Source organism: Pseudomonas sp. (genome assembly GCF_051660785.1).
Taxonomy (GTDB): Bacteria; Pseudomonadota; Gammaproteobacteria; order Pseudomonadales; family Pseudomonadaceae; genus Aquipseudomonas.
On the sequence record NZ_JBOFQE010000075.1, the window covers coordinates 82612 to 98971 of the forward strand.

Annotated in this window: 14 protein-coding genes; 6 read left to right on the plus strand and 8 right to left on the minus strand. The window is 56.2% G+C overall.

Going from position 1 to position 16360, the window contains the following annotated elements; genetic code table 11:
* The first annotated feature begins 1 nt into the window (after position 1).
* The 3 genes from ACRC4F_RS20010 to ACRC4F_RS20020 all read left to right on the plus strand — a co-directional run bounded on the left by ACRC4F_RS20010 (position 2) and on the right by ACRC4F_RS20020 (position 4897).
* Positions 2 to 1558 carry an AMP-binding protein gene (locus tag ACRC4F_RS20010; protein WP_438660889.1) on the plus strand — a complete coding sequence of 519 codons (1557 nt, stop codon included), beginning with the start codon at positions 2 to 4 and terminating at the stop codon, positions 1556 to 1558.
* Between the two features lie 306 nt (positions 1559 to 1864).
* Entirely contained in the window at positions 1865 to 3568 is a 1704-nt protein-coding gene (locus tag ACRC4F_RS20015) for a DUF1302 domain-containing protein (RefSeq protein ID WP_438660890.1), read from the plus strand.
* Positions 3569 to 4078: 510 nt separating this feature from the next.
* Complete coding sequence (locus ACRC4F_RS20020) at positions 4079 to 4897, plus strand: DUF2889 domain-containing protein (RefSeq protein ID WP_438660891.1); 819 nt, start codon at positions 4079 to 4081, stop codon at positions 4895 to 4897.
* 63 nt (positions 4898 to 4960) lie between these two features.
* Here the strand turns inward: ACRC4F_RS20020 and ACRC4F_RS20025 are convergent, their stop codons facing one another.
* The 3 genes from ACRC4F_RS20025 to ACRC4F_RS20035 all read right to left on the minus strand — a co-directional run bounded on the left by ACRC4F_RS20025 (position 4961) and on the right by ACRC4F_RS20035 (position 8504).
* Entirely contained in the window at positions 4961 to 6253 is a 1293-nt protein-coding gene (locus ACRC4F_RS20025; protein ID WP_438660892.1) for an MFS transporter, read from the minus strand.
* A gap of 53 nt (positions 6254 to 6306) precedes the next feature.
* Positions 6307 to 7485 carry a M20 aminoacylase family protein gene (locus tag ACRC4F_RS20030; protein WP_438660893.1) on the minus strand — a complete coding sequence of 393 codons (1179 nt, stop codon included), beginning with the start codon at positions 7483 to 7485 and terminating at the stop codon, positions 6307 to 6309.
* 113 nt (positions 7486 to 7598) lie between these two features.
* Positions 7599 to 8504: a LysR family transcriptional regulator gene (locus ACRC4F_RS20035; protein ID WP_438660894.1), complete on the minus strand. Its 906-nt coding sequence runs from the start codon at positions 8502 to 8504 to the stop codon at positions 7599 to 7601.
* Positions 8505 to 8789: 285 nt separating this feature from the next.
* Between ACRC4F_RS20035 and ACRC4F_RS20040 the strand changes: the two genes are divergently transcribed.
* On the plus strand, positions 8790 to 9761 hold the full coding sequence (locus ACRC4F_RS20040) for an NAD(P)H-dependent flavin oxidoreductase (RefSeq protein WP_438660895.1): 972 nt from the start codon (positions 8790 to 8792) through the stop codon (positions 9759 to 9761).
* The gene (locus tag ACRC4F_RS20045; protein ID WP_438660896.1) at positions 9758 to 10531 is read left to right on the plus strand and encodes an enoyl-CoA hydratase/isomerase family protein; all 774 of its coding nucleotides are present in this window, start codon (positions 9758 to 9760) and stop codon (positions 10529 to 10531) included. Before ACRC4F_RS20040 ends, ACRC4F_RS20045 begins: the two co-directional genes overlap by 4 nt.
* 118 nt (positions 10532 to 10649) lie before the next feature.
* Here the strand turns inward: ACRC4F_RS20045 and ACRC4F_RS20050 are convergent, their stop codons facing one another.
* The 4 genes from ACRC4F_RS20050 to ACRC4F_RS20065 are packed head-to-tail and all read right to left on the minus strand — an operon-like array spanning position 10650 to position 13494.
* Positions 10650 to 10997: a 2Fe-2S iron-sulfur cluster-binding protein gene (locus ACRC4F_RS20050; RefSeq protein WP_438660897.1), complete on the minus strand. Its 348-nt coding sequence runs from the start codon at positions 10995 to 10997 to the stop codon at positions 10650 to 10652.
* A gap of 13 nt (positions 10998 to 11010) precedes the next feature.
* On the minus strand, positions 11011 to 11766 hold the full coding sequence (locus ACRC4F_RS20055) for a TetR/AcrR family transcriptional regulator (protein WP_438660898.1): 756 nt from the start codon (positions 11764 to 11766) through the stop codon (positions 11011 to 11013).
* 6 nt (positions 11767 to 11772) lie between these two features.
* The gene (locus ACRC4F_RS20060) at positions 11773 to 12195 is read right to left on the minus strand and encodes a DUF3237 domain-containing protein (protein ID WP_157711475.1); all 423 of its coding nucleotides are present in this window, start codon (positions 12193 to 12195) and stop codon (positions 11773 to 11775) included.
* 24 nt (positions 12196 to 12219) lie between these two features.
* Positions 12220 to 13494 (minus strand): cytochrome P450, encoded by a 1275-nt coding sequence (locus tag ACRC4F_RS20065; protein WP_438660899.1) that lies wholly within the window; start codon positions 13492 to 13494, stop codon positions 12220 to 12222.
* A 202-nt stretch (positions 13495 to 13696) separates the two neighbouring features.
* Between ACRC4F_RS20065 and ACRC4F_RS20070 the strand changes: the two genes are divergently transcribed.
* Positions 13697 to 14947 carry an NAD(P)/FAD-dependent oxidoreductase gene (locus ACRC4F_RS20070; protein ID WP_438660900.1) on the plus strand — a complete coding sequence of 417 codons (1251 nt, stop codon included), beginning with the start codon at positions 13697 to 13699 and terminating at the stop codon, positions 14945 to 14947.
* 57 nt (positions 14948 to 15004) lie between these two features.
* Here the strand turns inward: ACRC4F_RS20070 and ACRC4F_RS20075 are convergent, their stop codons facing one another.
* Positions 15005 to 16354, minus strand: coding sequence for an aldehyde dehydrogenase family protein (locus tag ACRC4F_RS20075; RefSeq protein ID WP_438660901.1), 1350 nt, complete (start codon positions 16352 to 16354; stop codon positions 15005 to 15007).
* Between the last annotated feature and the right edge of the window lie 6 nt (positions 16355 to 16360).

Sequence of the window (16360 nt, forward strand, 5' to 3'; positions counted from 1 at the left end):
CATGTCACAGCAGTTAACGTCACTGGCCTCTTTCACGCAGATTCGTCAGCACGGTCTCGCCGATGTACTGAGTGAACATCGCCGCTCTCGGCCACAGCTAGACGCCGTCGTGGATGGCGATCTGCGCTTGACCTGGCCGCAGCTCGATGCCCGGGTCAATCGCTTGGCCAATGCACTGGAGGCGTCAGGGCTGGGGCAGGGCAGTCGGTTGCTGTGGCTCGGGCAGAACTCGTTCAGGGTGCTTGAGTGCCTGCTGGCCGCCGCGCGTATCGGGGCTATTTTTTGTCCGGCCAACTGGCGCCAGAGCGAGCATGAACTGGCGTTCGTGATCGATGATTTCACCCCGGGAGTTGTCTTCTGGCAGGACGCGGAAGTTGGAGAAACGGTGAAGGGGGCCCGAAGACTTTGCCAGCATGATTGTAAGTGGGTGCAATCTGATCTGGGAGGTTTCGACGGTTATGAGGACTGGCTGGCGGGGTTCCCCGAGCACCGTGAAGCGTCGCGAATTGATGAGCAGCTTCCGGTGCTCGCGATTTACACGGCCGCTTTCGCAGGCAATCCAAACGCCGCATTACTCAGTCACGCCACTATCCTCTATCAAGGCCTGATGGTGGCTTACGCTGAAAGCGTCAGCGAGTCTTCTGTGTTCCTAAATTCGGGGCCACTGTTTCATTTGGGCACACTGGTCACCACGCTCTCCACCTTTATGTTCGGTGGCAAGAATGTGTTCATTCCTCGAGTCGACGCCGAACAAATGTTGGCGTTGATCGAGAGCGAAGGGGTTACTCATGCCTTCGTCGCCCAGCCGACGATTGAACAGATACGCAAGATCAACGCCGAAGGTCAGTACGACACATCCAGTCTGTGGAGCTCACCATTGGCGCCGGAGTGGACCAACCCTCTAGTCATGCCAATGTCGGCGCCCCTCAATCGCAAGCCAGTGCTGTACGGCCAGACTGAGATCATGGGGTTTGCAGTCATGGGCTGGTTGGGCGGGGAGGGCGCGGGGCGACCGTCACCACTGGTGCAGGTTCGCATCGTCGACGACGAGGGTCATGAGGTGCCTGCCGGGGAAGCTGGCGAAATTGAAGTGCGCGGCTTGCAAGTCATGAACGGGTACTTCAATCGACTTGAGGAGAATGATCAGCGTACTTGGGATGGTTGGTATCGCACCCGCGATTTGGGCAAGCGATTGCCAGACGGTTCTGTGGCGTTCGTCGGCCCGAAAACCACGATGATCAAGTCGGGGGTAGAGAATATCTATCCAGCGGAAATCGAAGGTTGTCTGCGGCTATTGCCACAGGTTCAGGAAGCCTGCGTGATTGGTGTCCCGGATCCAACCTGGTCGCAAAACGTCAAGGCGATTGTGGTACTGCGACCTGGACAAACCCTCGCCGAGGCTGCGTTGGTCGATCACTGCCGGCAGCGTCTGGCCTCTTATAAAAAACCCAAGCAGGTGGAGTTTGTTGAAGCCTTACCCAAAGGCCGAGACGGGCAGATCGATAGAGGGGCGGTAGATCGCATGTACGGTGGTGGAGGCTATCCGTCCATGGGTTAAAGATTTTTACACGCGCATTTTGACGCGCACGCATCGTTGGTTGCACAAACGGTGGGTGCGCGTTTTTTTTTTGCCCTCAACCAGGTAGCGCATTCCGTCCCGCGACTGTTTCAAGCTTGAAAAGCGACTGCAAATCCTCGCATCTATTCCGGCAATCAAAAAACCTAACGGTATTTTCAGGTTAATCATATTGACGATTAATCACATACAGGATTAGTATGATTGCTATGTTAATTGAGTGGCGAACTGATACTGAAAATCGCCCCTCAGTGGTGCATGAGGCTGGGGATAGCCTGGAAGATATCGATGCTCGACATGAAGAAAAACACTCCGCATAACAAATTCAAAAAAGGTTTGGAGGTTCAAATGTTTGAAGGCAGGTTTTTGCGTAGAAGTCGTTGCAGCCGCGTTTCGATGCATGCAATTGGAGTCTGTCTCGCGGCGGGTGTCGTACTGCCGGCGGGGGCCATGGAAATCGATACTGGCATCGAAGGTTTTACTGGCCGTTTCGATAACACCCTGCGTTACAACCTTGGAACGCGCATCGATGGTCGTGATAAGCGAATTGGTAATAACGCTAACTCGGACGAGGGCGATTACAAGTTCGACAAGGGGGATATAGTCACCAATCGCATCGACCTGCTTTCCGAGTTGGAGCTGGACTGGCAAGAAAAGGTTGGTATGAGGTTGTCTGGTTCGGCGTGGTATGACCAGGCCTATGACGATGACGACGTCAAGAAAAACCCCGCTATTGCCGGGCCGACCAGTTACGATAACAACAAATACTCCAACTATACAAAACGCTACTACAACGGCCTTTCCGGCGAGATTCTCGATGCGTTTGCCTACACGAACTTTACCGTTGCGGAACGTCCGGTAAACGTGAAGGCGGGCCGTCACGTTGTGTACTGGGGTACCTCCATTTTCTCCCAGGCAGGCATTTCCTATAGCCAGCACCCGATTGACGGTCAGAAGAGTGCGGCTTCACCGGGTATCGAAACCCGCGAAACATTCATGCCGCTCACTCAGATCTCCATGCAAAGTCAGGTGACTGATACGCTCTCGCTGGCGGCTCAGTATTACCTTGATTGGGATCATATTCGCGTTCCACAAGGTGGCACCTTCCTTGGTTCCACCGACTTCCTGATGGAAGGTCCGGATCGCTTTGGCGGGAATACCCCGCTGGCAAATTTCCGTGCTGATGACCCGCTGGGACCCAACCACAAATCGGGTAACTGGGGGGTGGCGGCGAAACTGACTGTTCCGCAACTCAATGCCACGACCTTCGGTCTCTACTACCGGGAGTTCGATGAGAAAAACGGTTTCTGGGTGTTCCGCGAGCCGGAGAACCCTAGAGAATTTCGTGCCGTGTTCCCACGCGATACCAAGCTGATCGGCGTGAGCATGGACACCAGCATTGGCCCGTATGCTGTTGGTGCGGAACTGATGACGCGGCGTAATGCGGGTTTGAGTTCGCTTGGTTTGAGCACGGCTAATGAAGGTGCTCGAGGCAATACCTGGCACGCGCTGGTCAACACCATTTTCTCCCTGCCGAATACGCCTCTGTATGACACGGCCACGATGGTTGCGGAAGTGTCGTATGACTACCTTGAAAAGGTTACTGAAAACGAATCGCTGTTCAATGGCGAAGACACGGTAGGCTGTCCTCTGGGCAAAGAGTCTGGCTGCGCGACGCGCAACGCAGTGGGTTTCAACATGTCGCTCACGCCGCAATACCTGCAGGTATTCCCTGGTGTAGATCTCTCGGTGCCAATGACGCTGGGTGGCGGTATCAGTGGTAACACGGCTGACTTTGGCGGTACCAGTGAAGGTCTTTATACCTATTCGGCTGGCTTGCAAGCGGACTTCCGCAAGCAAATGACGGCGTCTTTGATTTTCGCCGATTCCTCTGCCGAAATCCGACGCAACGGGTCGACCTACTATGGTGCCGGCACATGGCAAACCACTGACCGTGGCCGGGTAACATTGACCCTCAAAACCACGTTCTAACAGTAGTTTCACTCGGCAAAGTGATGCCCCGGCGTATCAAGTTCTATTCGATCAACGAAGCCTTTGCGTGGCTTCGTAGTGAGCTTGGACGTTGGGGCATTTCCTTGACCAGAAAAGACCTTTTGCCTGCGCAGTGTTGCCTTTGATGGCGATAACGTCAGTCTCGATTGCATTCCATTGCTGACGACCGGATTCCTATACGAAGCATCGGTCTCATTCGTTCGTGCAATTGCACCACTCAACCCCCCAATTCTCACGCCTACGATTTACCGTTCGCCCGAACGCCCTTTCAGCGAGGAGAGTGAAATGGTTGAAACCGCAAAGGCAATGTTTCTCGCCCGTACACTTGGTCCGTCCGGCCATGCCCCCTTACGTCGATCGGCCTCTGTCAGGCGCACGTCATCTATTGACGTACTTTGGCCAGGTGGTTACGGCAGCGCCGGGCATTTCTGTGGGATTGCCCGAGACATCTATAGTGACAGGCCAGATAGCGCACCGCGGACCCTGACCTTGCAGCGCTTCGAGGCAGTGGTGAGTCGGGAGCGCGAGATCACCCGACTGAGTACAGTGCCAGCCCGGCCGTCGAGCACTTCACTGGTTGGGCTCAATGCCGGCAGCCAATTGCGCAAGGCCCTCGAAAGTGCACTGGCGGAGGATCTGGCCAACAGTGCCCCACTATACCTGCTGCTCGACGACCTGGCGGGCGCAAGTCTGGTGGCCAATTGGGCATGGTCGCGTTGGGAAGATGGCTGGCTGAGCCAATTCATACCGAGTTTCGATGCTTTGGCGCTGGAGCAGCGCCGTAGTCGCATGACCGGTGTTTGCACCGGTTTTGCCGAGGGTTCCTCGGCCATTTCGGATATTCGTGGTGAGTTGCATGATGCCAGGCCGGTCTCCGCGCTTGCGCACCCGGATGACCCGGCGGGCTGGCATAAGCTGCCGGCGAGCAACGGCGTGAACATGCGCCGTGCGCGTCGTATCGATGTGTGGTGTGAAGATGACCGTCTACAGATCGAGGCCATGTTTCAGGACAGTGCCAGTAGCCCCAGCGGTGAGCGTATGGCGGTGCACGAATATGGCCTGCAAGCCACTGCCGATGCCCACAGCGGAGAGATTCTGAGCCTGGTGGCGCAGCCAAGAGTCCTGCCATACCAGGAATGCCCAGCGGCGGCTGGCAATGTCGCACGCCTGATCGGCCTGCCGCTGGCCGGGTTGCGCCAGCAAGTGCTGGTGACGCTGCGACGGGAACTGGGGTGTACCCATCTCAATGATGCCTTGCGAGCACTGGCTGAGGTTCCTGCGCTGGCCGCGTACATCCAGTCTCGATGACGGGTAGCCAGTAGGGTTAATCATTCTTCAGCGTTAGCGTGACTACGCTCGTCACCCACTCAATCAATGCGCACGAATCCAGCGCAAGTGAGGTTCCACGACCATCGCCTGGAGCTCAATCCGGGTCGACTCCGGAGTCACGATCCGAAATCCAATCAATGCGCAGATTAAAGTCGCCATCCCGAAGCCGCAAACTGCGCATTCAAACCCCTGTGCAATTTCATTTCCTTTCCAGGCGATCAACTGTCCGACAATAGAGGGAACGAGCATACCGGCAGAAGTCTGCAGCGCATTGTGGATTGCCAGCATTGAACCTCGTTGCTGCACGGGAGTGAAATGCGAGGTGATGGTCATACTGAAGCTGGGCAACACATTGACCAAGGCTGTTCCAAGTCCCATCAATGCCGTGATCAGCACGGGTTGATCAGTTGAAATGCCGATCAGTGCAAAAAGTAGTCCGCCCAAGGCGCTGCATATCAATGGAGGGGCAACCATTGTCCAAAAAAGGCTTGCCCCGCGTTTTAACGCTTTCTGCGCAAGGCTGGAAACCGTCAGTCCAGTTATCATGGCCAGAACGGTTACCGTCAGCATGTAATAGCCGGCCTGCAGGGTACTCAGGTTCAGTCCTTTTTTGAGGTAAACAACGGTCCAGCTGACACCTAGGGCGCTGGGTACGTAGCAGAAGAAGGCTAGCAAGGTAATACAGACAAATGTGCGGTTGAGCAGCAGCGCCTTATAGGGGATTTTGGTTTCGGCACCTTTCTCGGCATGGTCGCCGTGAAGTTGCTGACTGCCTTCTCGACCAAAGGCCAGCCACAAACAGAGCCAGATCAAACCAGCCACTGCCAGGCAAAAATAGGCCAGGCGCCAGCCCAAGTGCTCAATAGCGTATGGAAGGATGGCTGCGCCAATTAATCCACCGAGCATGATCGAACTGTAAATGAGCGACGAAGGCAACATGCGTTCTTCAGGATTGAACCATTTGAAGCAGGCATGTTGGGTGACCGCCGTTGCAGGCCCTGTGCCGATGCCCAGCAATAGCCGACTGGCGACCAGTGCTGAAATGCCGCTGCTGAACGTCACCAGCAATTGCGCCGCCATCCACACGAGCGACATGCCCGCGAGTATCCAGCGCGTCGGCAAACGGTTGGCCATGAAGCCGACCAGCACGCCTGACAATGAGTAGCAAAAGAAGAATGAGCTACCGACTATCCCGAACTGTTCGGGGGTTAGCGCCAATTCATCAATGATCTGCACGCCCGCGAATGCGAAGATGGTCTTATCCAGTGCACTGATGATCATCACGACCAACAGCAAGGCGATAACAACCTTTCTCCTCTTGATATTTTCCGACATGTTCTTCTCTCTCTCAAACGAGATACTCGACGGCACAGGGGATGGTGTTCGGGTTAGACGAGATAGGCTTGAACCAGCCTGGCCCAGTAGCTTGCGCCGTAAGGAATGGCCAAATCGTTGAAGTCATACCCAGGGTTGTGTACAGAGCAACCGGTAGGACCGCTGTTGCCATTGCCGAGCGCCACATAACAACCGGGGACGCGCTCAAGCATCCATGCAAAGTCTTCGCTGCCTAACCCGCCTTTGCTTGCACCTTTGATGTTGTTCGGACCGACCAGGTCGCTGATCACCTGTCTGGCGAGGGCGGTTTCTGCTGCACTGTTGAAGAGCGTGGATACCTTGGGGCGGTAGTCGACCTCAACTTGCATGTCGTGAGTCATCGCAACGCCCCGGACAACTTCACCAATACGTTTCTGCAGGAGCGCACGCACTTCAGGCGTTGTCGCGCGCACGCTCAATTGCAAGGTTGCATGAGCAGGAATGACATTAGGCGCTTCCCCGGCATTCACCATGCCCACAGTAATGACCGCAGTTTCAGCGGCGGGTACATTACGAGCCACGATGGTTTGCAAGGCTAAAATGGCTTCGGCAGCCGCGACTACGGGGTCCTTGGCCAGATGCGGCATGGCACCATGACCGCCTTGGCCCAGCAGGCGGATGGTCACCTCATCGGAGGACGCCAGCATCGTGCCGGGCTGGACAACAAAGTACCCGACAGGCAATCCGGGGGCGTTGTGCAAGGCGTAAACCGCGTCGCACGGGAATCGCTCGAACAAACCGTCATTGATCATGCTCAATGCGCCACCCAGAGTCTCTTCCGCCGGCTGGAAAATGAGATTCAGAGTGCCATTAAAACATTTGCTTTCTGCCAGATACCTGGCCGCGCACAGGAGAATCGCGGTATGCCCATCGTGGCCGCAAGCGTGCATCTTTCCCGCATGCCTGCTCTGATGCGCCAGGTTGTTGTCTTCCTTGATAGGAAGTGCATCCATGTCCGCGCGTATGCCAATGGCGCGCTTTCCATCACCCAGTTCCAGCACGCCGACAACACCGGTGCCACCGATGCCCTCATGGACTTCGTAGCCCCACTGACGCAGATACCCCGCTACGAGTTTGCTGGTTTCAACTTCTTCAAAGCCAAGTTCTGGATGTTGATGGATGTGTTGGCGGATCTGCATGAACTCTGCTTGAAGCGCTTCGATTTCCGGCACAAGACTGGGTAGTGAATGCATGGGTTTCTCGCGAGGGTTTGTCCGATGAAGTCGAGCATGCCAGAGCGTTTTTCCCAATGAGTAATCGTCTTTGCGTATGCCTATAGCTTTTCTGGTGACCCGCTGACTTTGCGCTAAAGCGGATTGGCGCAAGGGTTACCCTGGAATTCGTAAACGATGTCCTCTGCCAGAATGCTGGCCGCTTGAGTGAGCAGTTCCGCTTCGCGGCTGATGAGCGAAAAAACGAATCCAGGCACTTGTTCGCAAACCTCCAGCACATCGAGTCTTTCGCTGAGATTGCTCAAGGTCATATGGCGCATCGACCAGAAGCTGACCGAATCTGTGCGTAACGCCAGCTCCAGATACATGACGAGAGAGGAGCAGACCATGACGTTTTCGGGCGGGGCGAGTCCGCAGTCACTGAATAGCTTACTGACAGGTGAGTCCTCGAACGTGTCGGGAAGGATCCACATCAACTCGCGCAGTTCGGCAAGGGAGTTCAAATTCCGTTGAGGATGGCCTTTGCGCACTGCCAGCACACCGGGTTGCAAATACAGCTCTACCGCTCGAAATCCTTCCAGTTGACGCACTCCACCATGGGAAGTCAGGACCAGGTCCAGGCGTCCTTCGCGTAATCCTTCGATGAGCTTGTTAGGCCTCAACTCTTCAATCTGTATCGAAACCTTTGGGTGGCGAGCACTGAATCGGGCCAGGCAATTGACGAACTGAGAACTCGGGGTGACGGGCGATACCCCAATGGTGATGTGGCCGCTCGTTCGGCCTTTGAGTGTTTCGATTTCATCCTTGGCTCGTCTGACCTCTTCAAGAATCAGGCGAGCACGGCTCAGTAGATGTTCTCCATAAACCGTCAGGGTGATTCCTCGATTGGAACGCACCAGGAGATGCACGCCTAGCTCTGACTCGAGGTCCTTGATGCTCCGGGATAAGGAAGGTTGGGAGATATGCAGGATTCTCGACGCTTCCTGGATGCTGCCGCTTTCGCAGATCGCAAGCAAGGCGCGCAGTTGGTGAAGTTTCATTGCGGCTCCAATGCAGTGGTCACAGGCGCCTGCACAAGGCGTTGTCTGAACGGCGAGCAGGTTAACAACAATGTCCGCCGCTCGGTAACGTGGTTGCGGTCATGGTGAGGGCTGCCTGGCCACGAGTTGCGGGTAAATTTGTCATAGGCAGTGCATCGGAGCCGAGAAAGTCCGGCTCCGAAAAGTCGCTTGTTTGTACGGTCGTGAATAATTAGTTGGCGACGTTTTTGTTAGTCATTATTATCATATAGATTATTATCCTAATTAGAGTAACGGGTGCCTATTATGACGATGCCTTCCGCCCTCCACGGCCGCCTGCGTTTGCCAGTCATTGGCGCCCCGATGTTTCTGGTCTCCAATCCGAAGCTTGTCGCTGCCCAGTGTCGTGCCGGTATCGTGGGTTCCATGCCGGCCCTGAATGCACGTACCAGCGAGCAACTCGACGACTGGCTCGCGGAGCTGACGCATCAGCTTGCCCAGCCGCGCATCGATGATTGGGTGGGTGGTCCAGCACCGTTCGCCATCAACCAGATCGTGGCGCGCAACAATACCCGTCAGGCAGCCGATCTGGCCCTGCTGGTAAAGCATAAGGTGCCAATAGTGATCACCAGCGTCGGATCGCCCGGCGAGGTAGTGGAGGCTGTGCATGGCTACGGCGGGCTGGTGTTTCACGACGTGGTCAGTGTGCGCCATGCGCAAAAGGCTGCCGAAGTCGGTGTCGATGGCATTGTTGCCGTTTGCGCCGGTGCGGGCGGGCATGGTGGCACCATGAACCCCTTTGCATTGATCAACGACATTCGCAGCTTCTTCTCCGGCACTTTGCTGCTGTCAGGGAGCCTTGGCTCTGGCAAGGACATCCTTGCCGCACAGGTGATGGGGGCAGACCTGGCTTACATGGGAACCCGGTTTCTCGGCACCGCCGAATGTGAGATCGACGACCTGTACAAGCAGATGATCCTCGCTTCCAATTCCGACGATATTGTTTACACCGATCTGTTCAGTGGCCTGAGTGGTAATTACCTGAAGAAGAGTATCGCTCGTACCGGACTCGATCCGAATGCACTGCCGCCCTTACCAGAGAGTGGGATAGGCACCGGTGGCCATGGCGAATTCAAACTGTGGAAGGACATTTGGGCCGCAGGGCAGGGCGTCGGTGCAATCACTGACCTGCCTCCAGTTGATGTCCTGATAGCTCGACTGGAAGACGAATACCGTAGCGCATTGAGTCGCTGCCAGGCACTGGGGGTTCGCCCATGACGACGATGCAGCAGGTGGTTACGCGGGAGGATCACGGCGCCTGTGTCGTGCTGACACTGAACCGCCCTGAGGCGTTGAACACTGTCACCGATGGGCTGCTGGAGTCGCTCGAGCAACACCTCGATGTTATCGAAAAGGATGCCTCGCGAGCATTGGTCATTACCGGACAGGGCCGTGCGTTTTGCGCCGGCTCCGATCTCAATGAACGCGATGGCGATCCAGCAGTGCGTATGGCCCGAGTGCATCGATTGGTCGAGCGACTGGCCACTTTTCCCAAGATCAGTGTGGCCGCACTCAATGGTTTCGCGCTAGGTGGCGGCTTGGAGATTGCCATGGCGTGCACATTCCGGGTGGCTGTAGCGACGGCGAAGCTCGGTCTGCCGGAAATCAAGCTGGGCCTGATTCCGGTCTACGGGGGTACCCAGTTGTTGCCCCGCCTTATCGGTCAGAGTGGAGCGTTGCAGATGATGCTCAGCGGCGAGCCGGTAAGTGCAGAGCATGGTGAGCGCATAGGCCTGGTCGATCGATTGGTCAGCGACGGCGACGATGTACTGCAGCAAGCGTGTGCCATGGCGCTCGCGCACGGCCAATACAGCCTGCCTGCGCAACAAGCGATTCGCCGAGCCGTTCGCGAGGGTGCGGATCTTCTGCTCAGCGATGCGCTGCGGCTCGAGCGTGAGCTGGGGCAGGTCGTTTCTTCCAGCGAGGATGCCCATGAAGGCCTCCTGGCGTTCGTGGAAAAGCGCAAACCGGTATTCAAGGGTCGCTGACGTGGGATCACGTCGATCGCTTTTGCCCTGATCGTCTGAATGAAACCGACAACCCGGGTTACGCCTACCCAAAAAAACGCCGGCGATTGCGCCGACTTTTTTATCTGACTCCACAAGCTCAATACTGACGTTGCGGTAAATGCACGACGATGCCATCTAACGTCGAATCGAGTTTGATCTGACAGCACAATCGGCTGTTCTCGCGTACGTCCAATGCCCCTTCGAGCACACCCAGTTCGTCGTCAGTTGCAGCGTCGATCCTGGCAACCCAGGCGCTGTCGACATAAGTGTGGCAGGTGGCACAACTGCAGGTCCCACCGCAGTCGCCAAGGATGCCGGGCACCAGGTTTTGAGTGGCGACTTCCATGATGGATTGGCCTTCTCGGCCTTCCACTTCGTGCGCGGTTCCGTTGTATTCGATGTAGGTGATCTTGAGCATGTTGAGTACCGTGAATGGCAATGTCATTGAATGACGATGGCTAGCAGGTGCGGATGCTCTGTACCTGTATGTCTTGACGAACCTGGCCTAGCAACTGATGGACTTCGACCAGGCGCTGCTCCAGATTGATAAGGCGTTTGTGCATGTCTTCCATGCTCGGCGCGACGTCGCTCGTGGCAGCTGGCATGTCCGGAGCGGCGACCAACACGGGTTTGATGAAGTGGTGAATGTGCTTGCGCAGATCGGCTTCTTGCCAGGGTGCTGCCATTTTGATCATCAGCAATTCACGGATGATCCAGTCAACCAGGAACTCAGGGTCGAGATCTTCGCGCAATTCGCCATTGGTCTTTGCCGCATCGACCACTGGAAGCAGGATGGTACTGACCTTTTTGCGAAAAACCTGGTTGAAGATCTGCACGCCCGCCTGTGTTGTTTCATTGCCGAGCAGCCGTTTGAGCAGGACGTTCTCCGGCGTTTCAATCACCGCCCAGACCAGCAGGCGCTCGACTCGCTCGCACAGATTGCCAGGACCGTTCAGGATTGCGGTTGCCTCGCTCTCGAATGGGCGAGACTGCCTTTGCAATGCAGCACCAAATATTGCTTCCTTGCTGCCAAAACGACGGTACAGGGTTGCCCGCGATATTTCAGCTTCGCGGGCGATGTCATCCACTGTGGTCTTGTCCAGGCCCAGCTTGTCCAGACAGCGTTCGGCAGCTTCTATGACCCGCTGGGTCAACTGAGCATCACGATCTTCGGGCGCACCGGGCATTGTCTGTTCTCTGAGCTTGGTGGTCATGGATGCTTACTGCGCCTCGTAGATTTCATAGATCAGGCGGCCCTGCTCATCGCGGGAGCCTTTGCCAATGGCTTGAACGGTGTTCAGCCACTTGTAACGCTCGTCACCGGTCTCAAAGCGAGGCGTGGCAATCAGCGGTGTAGCGCCGGTCTGGGTCATCTGCGCACGCCCCTCGTAGGAGACGAAGATTATAGCGCCATCGTCGGTCTCCAAGGTCAGGCGTACATCGATGGACAGGGTGCCATCTGCACCGATCAGTGCCCAGTCGGCTGCGGCGCGGCCCTTGAGTTTTGCGTTCAGGCGCTCGCCTTCCCAGCGAGATGCCAGTACGTCGACAATCACGCGGGTCCCGCGTGGGGTGTTCGGGATATAGACCGGTGTTTCCAATTCCAGAGTGGCAGTGGCCAACGGGATCAGAGTGATGGACATGTTGAATTCCTCTTCTTGTCGTTGTCAGGCGTGGGAGTAGGATTTGTCGGCATTGGCGGCATAGAAGGAAATCTTCTGCGCACGGTTGGCCTTGCCGGGGGTAAAGCGCACAGGCATATGGTTGATGCCATTGGTGAAGTTGGAATGCAGTCGCTCTATGTCTCCGTCCAGCCGGATATCCGGCAGGCGGGTGACGACCTCTTTGATAAAAGCCATCAGTTCGGAGCGTGCCAGCATGGCACCGAGGCAGCGATGGATACCCGTCTTGGAACCGAAAGCCATGTGATCTCGGGCGTTTTTGCGATGGATATCGAACTCGTCGGGATTGGAGAAAATTTCTTCATCCCGGCTGCCTGAGCAATACCACATCACGACCTGATCACCTGCCTTGATGGTTTGTCCACCCAACTGATAATCCTGGGTAGCCTTGCGCGCAAAGGCCAGGGCCGGGGAGGTGAGACGCAGCATTTCCTCGACGGCATTGGGCAGCAGTGACAATTCGCTGCGCAGCATTTGCATAGCTTCGGGGTTTTCGATGAGTAACTTGGTGCCATGCAGAATCTGCGTACGCGTGGTTTCATTGCCCGCGGTGGCGAGAATCAGAAAGAAGCAGCCCAGATCGAATTCGGACAGATGTTCCCCTTCCATTTCAGCCATGGCGATCTGGCTGAATACATCATCACCAGGTTGTACGCGACGTTGATGGGCCAGTTTCATGGCGTACCCAAACATCTCCCGTCGTGCTCGCTCCATGCCGGCGTTGCTGGAAACTCGCGTATCACCGGCGCCGAACATGGCATTGGCCCAGTTGAAAAGATTCTGCCGATCTTCGGCGGGCACGCCCAACAGATCGGCCACCACTTCAATGGGCATATGGGCGCCCACATCATGGAAATCGCAGACGCCGTCTTCGATCACAGCATCAATGGAATCCACCGCCAGTTGGCGGATGTGCTCCTCGATTCTGGAAATGGCCTTGGGGGTGAAGCCACTCATGATCAGCTTGCGCAGGGCGCCGTGTCGGGGTGGGTCGCTGAGGATGATCATACGGTCGACGGTGGCGGCAAGCGTTTCCTCGGGTACTTCGGCCGGGGTGACATTGGTCCGGCTGGAGAAGACTTCGGGATTGGCCTCCACTTCCGTAATGTCCTTGTAGCGCGTTACCGACCAAAAGCCGGTACCGTTTGGACGCGCTGTCCAACTGACAGGATGTTCGCTGCGCAGGAAGGCAAAGTAGTCATAGGGGACACCCTGTTCGAACACGTGCACATCAGATAAGTCGATATCACCAAGCTTCATGGTCTTGCGCCTCTATTGGTCTTGTTTGAGACGATCAAAACATAAAGTATCTTCTGGTGATACGCAAACATTGATTTGTCTCATCGGTCCGTTTAGCTTGTATCCCACAACAACAATGCCGCTGTGTGCAGCTCTGAGACGATGTGAGTTGAACGTCTCAACAGCAAACCTGGCGGATGAGGGCAAGCGAGGAGGTGGTGTCATGCGAGATGGGGAACAGGTAGAGGTGTTGATAGTCGGGGCAGGTCAGGCCGCAGGTGAACTCGCGGTGGTTCTGCGTCAGGAAGGCCATGCGGGGCGGATACTGATCGTTGGAGAGGAGAGTTGCTTGCCGTATCAGCGTCCCCCTCTCTCCAAGGCATACCTTGCCGGCATGATCGACCTGCAAGGTTTGTTGATTCGACCGCAGACAGCTTACGAGCGCGCCGCTATCGACTTCCTGCTCGATACTCGGGTCGAGTCCATTGACCGCACGACCAAGCAAGTTCGTCTGGCCGATGGTCGATGCATCCGTTATGAGCGCCTGGCATTGGCCACGGGGGGCCATGCCCGGCGACTGAGTCTGCCTGGCAGCGATTTGCGAGGGATTCACTATCTGCGCAATCTCGCAGATGTTGACGACATTCGCCCCCAGTTCCGCCCCGGACGTAAGTTAGTGGTAATAGGCGGCGGCTATGTCGGACTGGAAGTGGCCGCTGTTGCTGTTCGTGCTGGTCTGCAGGTGACCGTTCTGGAGACCGCCTCCAGAGTATTGGCACGTGTCACGGCACCTCAGCTTTCAGCTTTTTACGAGTCTTTGCACCGCGAGAATGGCGTGCGGATATTGACAGGTATAGAGGTGCAAGGCTTTGCCCCTGGTGAATGTCCAGTGGGTGTCGGTGAAGTGTTGTGCAAGAGTGGAGAGCGGATCCAGGCGGATTTTGTCATCGTCGGGATCGGTCTCGTACCCAACGTTGAGCTGGCCCAGGCGGCAGGTTTGCTGGTCGACAATGGCATCGTTACCGATGTGACCGGACTTACTCAGGACCCGAATATTGTCGCAATAGGCGATTGTGCCAATCAACCGAGTCTCTTCTATGGAAGACGTTTGCGTCTGGAGTCAGTGCCCAGTGCAGTAGAGCAGGCGCGATGCGCGGCCGCGACGCTCTGCGGCAAACCGAGGCGTAACGAGTCGCTACCCTGGTTTTGGTCGGATCAGTATGACCTCAAGTTGCAGATGGCTGGCTTGTCTCAAGGTTATGAGCGTGTCGTGATACGTGGTTCGTTCGAGCTGCGTTCGTTCGCCGTCTTCTATTTGCAAGGAGCCAGGATCATTGCTGCGGATGTGGTAGGTCGTCCAGCAGACTTCATGGCAGCCAAGCGCCTGATCGCGGAACGACTGGTAGTGGAGGACGAGAGGCTGGCCGACGATTCTCAGCCACTCAAAGTGCTATTTGCCAATTCGGTTAATTGAGGTGAGCCACCAGGCTCAATGTTTGAGCCTGGTGGTGAGACTTGCCAGCAACCGCACTTATGCCGATGGCTTGCCTTGCGTCAATACAGAGCGAGCATTGGACAGCTCGAGGAACCCGGCATGGCCGTGGTACCGACCCATGCCACTGCCATTGACGCCGCCGAACGGCAGGTTTTTCTCGACGTAGTGCATCATGACGTGATTGATCGTGACGCCGCCTGATGAGCTGCCGTGCAATGTCCGCTCAACGAAGTTCTCGTCGTCGCTGAACACGTACATGGCCAGGGGTTTGCCGTTGCCATCGATATGTTCGAGCACTTCGTCCAGTTCGTCATAGGCAAGAATGGGCAGCACGGGGCCGAAAATTTCCTCCTGCATGATTCGCGCATCCCTGGGGACGTCCACCAACACCGTCGGATGGATCGTAAGGGTTTCGCGATCCGACTGACCGCCACACAGAATGCGTGCGCCGCGTTCAAGCGCATCGTTGATGTAGCCCAGTATCCGATCGAAGTTTCGTTCATTGACGATGCGTGGCTGTTTTTCCAGCTGCAACTGCCCGTTTTCATAAAATTGATGGGCGACCATTGCCTTGACCTTCTCGCCGAATGCTTCTGCGTCGTTGCGCGGAATCCAGGCATGGTCGACGGAAAGGCAGAGCTGGCCGGAATTGTTGAAGCGTCCGCCAACTACTTTAGCGGCAGCTTGCAGCAACTCGACATCCGGTCCAATGATGGCTGGGCATTTACCGCCCAGCTCAAGCGTTACACTGCTCAGGTGCCGTGCAGCGGCTGCCATCACTCGTTTACCGACCGCCGGGCTGCCGGTGAAAAACACGTGATCAAAGGGCAGTTCCTGCAAGCGTTCTGCAACCTCGATGCCGCCTTCGAACACGGCAACATCATTGGGATTGAAGGCTTCAGCAATCAGTTTTGCAACCACTCGGCTGGTAGCAGGCGTTAGCTCGTTGGGTTTGATAATCGCGCTATTGCCGGCCGCGATGATCGGCACGAGAGGTGCCATGACCAGGGCGAACGGGAAATTCCATGCACCCAACAACAGGACGTTGCCGCGAGGCTCATACAAAATGTGTGCGGCGGTATTCGGCAGGTAAGGTGAAGAAGGCACAGGTTTGACGGCCATCCAGTCGGCCAGCTGGGCCACTGCTGTGTCGATATCCCCTAATACCGAGGCGATTTCACCTGACTTGCCACCCGTAGGTGTCTTGCGCAGGTCTTCGAAAAGCGCCTGTTCGATATCGTCGATGTGCGCCACGATCACTTCGCGAAGTCGCAACAGGCGCGCTTTACGCAGGTCGACTGTTTCATCGCGACGTGCTCGTCGAGTCTGGCGCTGACTGGTGAAGGTATTTTCGATAGAGGCGTTGAAAGCGGTTTCCAGAGTCATGAATTA

Excerpts from the sequence above, each read along its gene's own strand:
- ACRC4F_RS20010 (WP_438660889.1), top strand. The coding sequence starts at position 2 with ATGTCACAGCAGTTAACGTCACTGGCCTCTTTCACGCAGATTCGTCAG.
- ACRC4F_RS20015 (WP_438660890.1), top strand. The coding sequence starts at position 1,865 with ATGCTCGACATGAAGAAAAACACTCCGCATAACAAATTCAAAAAAGGT.
- ACRC4F_RS20025 (WP_438660892.1), bottom strand. The coding sequence starts at position 6,253 with ATGTCGGAAAATATCAAGAGGAGAAAGGTTGTTATCGCCTTGCTGTTG.
- ACRC4F_RS20030 (WP_438660893.1), bottom strand. The coding sequence starts at position 7,485 with ATGCATTCACTACCCAGTCTTGTGCCGGAAATCGAAGCGCTTCAAGCA.
- ACRC4F_RS20035 (WP_438660894.1), bottom strand. The coding sequence starts at position 8,504 with ATGAAACTTCACCAACTGCGCGCCTTGCTTGCGATCTGCGAAAGCGGC.
- ACRC4F_RS20040 (WP_438660895.1), top strand. The coding sequence starts at position 8,790 with ATGACGATGCCTTCCGCCCTCCACGGCCGCCTGCGTTTGCCAGTCATT.
- ACRC4F_RS20045 (WP_438660896.1), top strand. The coding sequence starts at position 9,758 with ATGACGACGATGCAGCAGGTGGTTACGCGGGAGGATCACGGCGCCTGT.
- ACRC4F_RS20050 (WP_438660897.1), bottom strand. The coding sequence starts at position 10,997 with ATGACATTGCCATTCACGGTACTCAACATGCTCAAGATCACCTACATC.
- ACRC4F_RS20055 (WP_438660898.1), bottom strand. The coding sequence starts at position 11,766 with ATGACCACCAAGCTCAGAGAACAGACAATGCCCGGTGCGCCCGAAGAT.
- ACRC4F_RS20060 (WP_157711475.1), bottom strand. The coding sequence starts at position 12,195 with ATGTCCATCACTCTGATCCCGTTGGCCACTGCCACTCTGGAATTGGAA.
- ACRC4F_RS20065 (WP_438660899.1), bottom strand. The coding sequence starts at position 13,494 with ATGAAGCTTGGTGATATCGACTTATCTGATGTGCACGTGTTCGAACAG.
- ACRC4F_RS20070 (WP_438660900.1), top strand. The coding sequence starts at position 13,697 with ATGCGAGATGGGGAACAGGTAGAGGTGTTGATAGTCGGGGCAGGTCAG.
- ACRC4F_RS20075 (WP_438660901.1), bottom strand. The coding sequence starts at position 16,354 with ATGACTCTGGAAACCGCTTTCAACGCCTCTATCGAAAATACCTTCACC.